Consider the following 5,797-nt stretch of genomic DNA (forward strand, 5'->3'; position numbering starts at 1 on the left):
TCATCGACCCGGAGACGAACCTCGCCACGCTGCGGGCGCTGAAGGCGGAGAAGAAGATCCGCTATCTCGGCGTCACGGTCTGGCGCGACAGCCAGTTCGCCGATCTCGAAGCGCTGATGCGCCGCGAGACCCTCGACGTCGTCCAGGTGAACTACGCCCTCGACGATCGGCAGGCGGCCGCACGCATCCTGCCGCTGGCCGCCGAGCGCGGCGTGGCCGTGATGGTGAACGTACCCTTCGGACGCGACCGCCTGCTGAAGGCCGTTCAGGGGCGCGAACTTCCGCCCTGGGCCGCCGAGTTCGGCTGCGCGTCCTGGCCGCAATTCTTCCTCAAATACGTCCTCGCGCACGAGGCCGTGACCTGTCCGATCCCCGGCATGGCGAAGGCCGCCTATGTCGAGGACAACCTGGCCGCCGCGCGCGGTCCGATGCCCGATGCGGCCCAGCGCAAACTGATGGAGACCTTCGTCGATGCACTCTGATCGCGTTTCCCGCCGCGCCGTCCTGGCCCTCGCCGCCTCCGCCGCCCTCATGTCGGGCGCGCAGGCTCAAGGCGCGCCCGAGCCCGCCCGCATCGGCATCATCGGCGCCGGCAACATCGGCAGCACGCTCGGCGGGCTCTGGGCCAAGGCCGGTCACCCGGTGATGCTCTCCTCCCGCCACCCCGAGGAGCTGAAGGGGCTCGTCGAGGGCCTCGGGCCGAAGGCCAGCGCCGGCACACCCGCCGAGGCCATCGCCTTCGGGGACGTGATCCTCGTCGCGGTGCCCTACAAGGCCTATCCGCAGCTCGCGCAGGATTATGCGGGCGCCTGGAAGGGCAAGGTCGTGATCGATGCCGGCAACGCGACCCAGGCCCGCGACGGCGAGGTCTATGGGGAAGTCCAGACGAGCGGGATCGCGGCGGTCTCGGCCAAATACCTCGCCGGTGCCCGGGTGGTGCGCGGCTTCAACGCGGCGAACTACAAGCTGTTTGCCAAGAACGCGCACCGCGAGGGCGGCCGGATGGCGATCCCCATCGCGGGCGACGACGCGCAGGCCCTGGCGGCGGTGTCCAAGCTCGTGAGCGACGCCGGCTTCGATCCAATCGCGGTCGGTCCGCTGGCGAAGGCGGACAGCTTCGCCATGGGTTCCCCGACGTTCAACCTCGAACTCACGGCGCCGGAACTCGGCGCGCGCCTCGGTGTGTCGCGTTGAGCCGGGACGCCGGTCCAGGGACGTACCCGGCCGGGCGTGAGCCGGGGCCGGGCGCGTCCTCCTGGCTGGGCCGTCTCGTCGATGTCCGACCGGGGGAGGCTCCGGCCCTGGCTTGGTCCTGGGCCTACATCTTCTCGATCCTCGCCGCCTACTACGTGCTGCGTCCGATCCGCGACCAGATGGGGATCGCCGGCGGCCTCGAGAACCTGCCCTGGCTGTTCACCGGCACGCTGGTCGGCATGCTGGCCCTCAACGTGCCGTTCGCCTGGCTGGTCAAGACGCTGCCGCGGGCCCGGTTCGTGCCCCTCACCTACCGGTTCTTCGCCGCCAACATCCTGCTGTTTGCCGGTGCGCTCTTCCTCGCGGGTCCCGACGGCAACGTCTGGATCGGGCGGGCCTTCTTCATCTGGCTCTCGATCTTCAACCTGTTCGTGGTCTCGGTCTTCTGGGCCACCATCGTCGACGTGTTCTCCACCGAGCAGGGCAAGCGGCTGTTCGGCTTCATCGCGGCCGGCGCCACGCTCGGCGCCATCGCGGGCTCGGCCACGACCGCGATCCTCGCCCGCGACGTGCCGACCTGGGTCCTCCTCGTGGGCGCCGCCTTGCTGCTGGAAGTCGCGGTGTTCAGCATGCGCGGCCTCGCGCGCCTGTCGGACCGCCTGCGGCAAACCCCGGTCGCGGGTGACGCGCGCCCGTCCGATGCCATCGGCGGCTCGGCCTTCGCGGGCATCACCCGCACTTTCCGCTCGCCCTACCTCCTCAACATCAGCCTGTTCCTGCTGCTGTTCTCGGTGACCTCGACCTTCCTGTATTTCGAGCAGGCCGGCATCGCCAAACGCAGCTTTCCCGATCGCGGCGCGCAGACGGCCTTCTTCGCCAGCGTCGATCTCCTCGTGAACCTGCTCACCCTCGGGGTACAGTTCTTCCTCACGGGCCGGATCGTCCGGCGCATCGGCATCGGGCCGGCCCTGGCCCTCCTGCCGGCCGCGAGCATCCTCGGCTTTGCGGCGCTCGCCGTCTCGCCGACGATCACCGCCATCGTGGTGTTCCAGGTCCTGCGCCGGGCGGGCAATTTCGCCATCGCCCGGCCGATCCGCGAGGTCCTGTTCACCGTGGTGCCGCGCGAGGACCGCTACAAGGCCAAGAACTTCATCGACACCGTGGTCTACCGCACCGGCGACCAGGTCGGCGCCTGGTCGTTTGCCGGGATCGCGGCCCTCGGCCTCGGCTCGACGGCGGTGGCGGTCACGGCCGTGCCGCTCTCCATCGCCTGGCTCGTGAACAGCCTCTGGCTCGGGCGCCGGCAGGAGGAGCGTCAGGCGCGCCAGCAGGACCTCGCGGCGTCCGGCGGACCAGCCGCGGCGCCACGCACCGACGGCCTGTCGCACCCGGTCCCTGGTCCCTCCTGAAACGCGGATCGGCGGCCCATATCGGGTCGGTCCTCCTCTGCTCCGGATCCGCCTTGCTCAAGATCGCCGTCCTCGCCTTCGTGCTGATCTACCTCGCCCCCATCGCTGTCTCCGCCGCCCTGTATCTCAGCCAGACCCGGGGCGATTGGCGCTCCGCCGACCGGTCGAGCACGGGCCTGCTGCCGCCGGCCGCCGCGAACCCGGACGCGGTGGTGCGGATCTTCTCGGCCCGGACGGTGAGTTGGCGCGGCATCATCGCCACCCACAGCTGGATCGTCGTCAAGGATGCGGGCGCCCGCGCCTACCAGCGCTTCGACTACACGGCCTGGGGCCAGCCGATCTGGATCGATCGCTTCGTGCCCGACGGACGCTGGTTCGGGAGCGCGCCCCAGGCGGTCTTCGCGGCCGACGGCGCGGCGGCGGACGCCATGATCCCCCGCATCCGCGAGGCGATCCTGACCTATCGCTACGCTAGAGCGGGCGACTACACGGTCTGGCCGGGGCCGAACTCGAACACCTTCGTGGCCGCCGTGATGAGCGCCGTCCCCGAGATGCAGGCGAGCCTGCCCGCCACCGCCATCGGCAAGGACTTTCCCTACGATGGCCGCTGGGTCGGTCTGACGCCGTCGCGCACCGGCATCCGCATCAATCTCGGTGGGTATCTCGGTCTGACCGTGGGCTGGGTCGAGGGCCTGGAGGTCAACCTCCTCGGCGCCGTGGCGGGCCTCGATCTCCGGCGCCCGGCGCTGAAGTTGCCGGCCATCGGCCGGCTGGGGTTCTGATGGGCAGCAGCCAGCCGCTGTGCTTTTTCGCCCGATAGGGAAGCGACCTCCTCCGCCGACACTGCGCGGAGGAGGCCGTTTGGCAAAATCCCCGCGTCAGGCCGCGTCGGGCATCCGGTCGAGGAGCTTGTCCAGGGTGATCGGATAGTCCCGCACCCGGATGCCGGTGGCGTTGTAGACGGCGTTAGCCAACGACGCCCCGACGCCGCACAGGCCGAGTTCGCCCACGCCCTTGGCCTTCATCGGCGAGGACATCGGATCGGTCTCGTCGAGGAAGATCACCTCCTGGTGCGGAATGTCGGCGTGGACCGGCACCTCGTAGCCCGCGAGATCGTGGTTCACGAAGAAGCCGCGCTTCGTGTCGACGGCGAGTTCCTCCATCAGGGCCGCGCCGACGCCCATGGTCATGGCGCCGATGACCTGGCTGCGGGCGGATTTCGGGTTGAGGATGCGCCCGGCCGCGCAGACTGCCAGCATCCGCCGCACCCGAACCTCCGCCGTGTGCACGTCCACGCCGACCTCGACGAAGTGCCCGGCGAAGGTCGATTGCTGCTTCATCTTCGAGAGATCGCCGTACTCGATGGTATCCTCGGCCACGAGTTCCCCGGATTTCGCGGCGTCGCCGAGCGGCACGCTGCGGTTGCCGGAGCGGACCGCGCCGTCGGAGAAGCGCGCGTCGGCGGAATTGAAGCCGAGGGTCTGGGCCACGCTCTCGCGCAGCTTGACGCAGGCCGCGTAGACGCCGGACGTCGCGTTGTTGGCACCCCATTGCCCGCCCGAGCCGGCCGAGGCCGGAAAGTCGGAATCGCCAAGGCGCACGACGACCTTGTCGATGGGGACACCCATCATCTCGGCGGCGGTCTGGGCGATGATGGTGTAGCTGCCCGTGCCGATATCCGTCATGTCGGTCTCGACCGTCACGATGCCGTCCGCGTTCAGGCGAACCCGGGCGCCCGACTTCGTCAGCAGGTTGTTGCGAAAGCCCGCCGCCATCCCCATCCCGACGAGCCAGCGCCCATCGCGCACCCGAGCGGGTTTCGGATTGCGCTTGTCCCAGCCGAAGCGCTCGGCCCCGAGCTTGAGGCAGCCGATCAGGTCGCGGTGGGAGAACGGTCGCTCCGGGTGCCCCGGATCCACCTGGGTGTCGTTCTTGACCCGGAACGCGATGGGGTCGAGGGCCAGTGCCTCCGCCATCTCGTCCATCGCGATCTCCAGGGCCATCATGCCGGGCGCCTCGCCGGGCGCGCGCATGGCATTGCCCTCCGGCAGGTCGAGATGGGCGATCTTCATGCCCGTCAGGCGGTTGGCGCCGGCATAGATGAGCTTGGTCTGGTCGACCGCCGTCTCGGGGCGGCCACCGGGCAGGTTTCCGGATGTGCTCTCGTGCGCGATCGCCGTGATGGCCCCGTCCTTCGTCGCGCCGATGCGCACGCGCTGGATGGTGGCGGGTCGGTGCGTGGTGTTGTTGGCGACGAGCGGGCGGGTCAGCGCCACCTTCACCGGGCGCTTGGCGGCCTTTGCCGCGAGGGCCGCCACGATCGCGTCGGCGCGCACGAACAGCTTTCCACCGAAGCCCCCGCCAACATAAGGCGAATCGACCCGGACGTTCTCGGGCGGAATCCCCAGGATCTTGGCGACGCTGCCCTTGGCCCAGGCGATCATCTGGTTGGAGGTCCAGAGCGTGAGCTTGTCGCCCTCCCAGGCCGCGACCGTGGCGTGCGGCTCCATCATGGCGTGCGATTCGTCCGGCGTGGTGTAGGTCTCGTCGAGCTTGACGGGGGCCGCCGCGTACGCGCCCTCGAAGTCGCCCGTCCGGTCCTCGCCGCCGCTGCTGCTGCCCTCGCCGCTGTCGCCCGAGACGGGCTTGGCGCCCTTCGCCTCGACGGCGAGGTCGAAACGCCCGGCCTCGGGGGCGTAATCGACGCGCAGGAGGAAGGCCGCGGCCCGCGCCTGCTCGAAGGTCTCGGCCACCACGACGGCGATGGCCTGGTGGTAATGCTGGATCTCCGCTCCGCCGAACAGGTTGGCGGTGTTCATCCGGCCGAGGCCGAGCTTCGGCATGTCGAGGGTGGTGACGATGGCGACGACGCCCGGCGCCCGGCGCGCGGCACCGACATCGATGGCGCGTACCCGGCCCTTGGCGATTCCGGCGCCCAATACGTAGCCGTAAGCCTGGTTGGCCGCGACGTCGTGGCGCTCGTAGGCATAAGGCGCGGTGCCGGTGGTCTTGAACTTTCCGTCGATGCGGTCGAGGGGCTTTCCGACGACCTTGAGCTGGTCGATGGGGTTCTGGCCCGCGGGCGTGTCGAACTTCATGGCTCAGGCCCTCGCGTCGATGAGCACCGCCGCGAGCGTGCGCTCGGCCAGCGTCAGCTTGTAGGCGTTGTCGTGGGTGGGCTTGGCGCCCGCGAA

5 protein-coding genes are annotated in these 5,797 nt (G+C 69.9%); 4 read left to right on the top strand and 1 reads right to left on the bottom strand.

Features of this window, described 5'->3' with window-relative positions; all coding sequences use genetic code 11:
- The 4 genes from JWQ05_RS17095 to JWQ05_RS17110 form a co-directional block, all read left to right on the top strand.
- Positions 1-482, top strand: a 482-nt coding sequence (locus tag JWQ05_RS17095; protein ID WP_299660826.1) for an aldo/keto reductase, incomplete at its 5' end; no start/stop codon positions are given.
- Positions 472-1,194, top strand: coding sequence for an NAD(P)-binding domain-containing protein (locus JWQ05_RS17100; RefSeq protein WP_299660829.1), 723 nt, complete (start codon positions 472-474; stop codon positions 1,192-1,194). The genes JWQ05_RS17095 and JWQ05_RS17100, both read left to right, overlap by 11 nt.
- Positions 1,195-1,259: 65 nt before the next feature.
- Positions 1,260-2,603, top strand: a complete 1,344-nt coding sequence (locus tag JWQ05_RS17105; RefSeq protein ID WP_299660839.1) for an MFS transporter — start codon at positions 1,260-1,262, stop codon at positions 2,601-2,603.
- Positions 2,604-2,656: 53 nt separating this feature from the next.
- A complete protein-coding gene (locus tag JWQ05_RS17110; protein ID WP_299660832.1) occupies positions 2,657-3,385 on the top strand; it encodes a DUF3750 domain-containing protein in 729 nt (242 codons plus the stop codon).
- 96 nt (positions 3,386-3,481) lie between these two features.
- Here the strand turns inward: JWQ05_RS17110 and paoC are convergent, their stop codons facing one another.
- Positions 3,482-5,701 carry an aldehyde oxidoreductase molybdenum-binding subunit PaoC gene (gene paoC, locus JWQ05_RS17115; RefSeq protein WP_299660836.1) on the bottom strand — a complete coding sequence of 740 codons (2,220 nt, stop codon included), beginning with the start codon at positions 5,699-5,701 and terminating at the stop codon, positions 3,482-3,484.
- Between the last annotated feature and the right edge of the window lie 96 nt (positions 5,702-5,797).

This window comes from Methylobacterium sp. (assembly GCF_028290105.1).
Classification (GTDB): domain Bacteria; phylum Pseudomonadota; class Alphaproteobacteria; order Rhizobiales; family Beijerinckiaceae; genus Methylobacterium.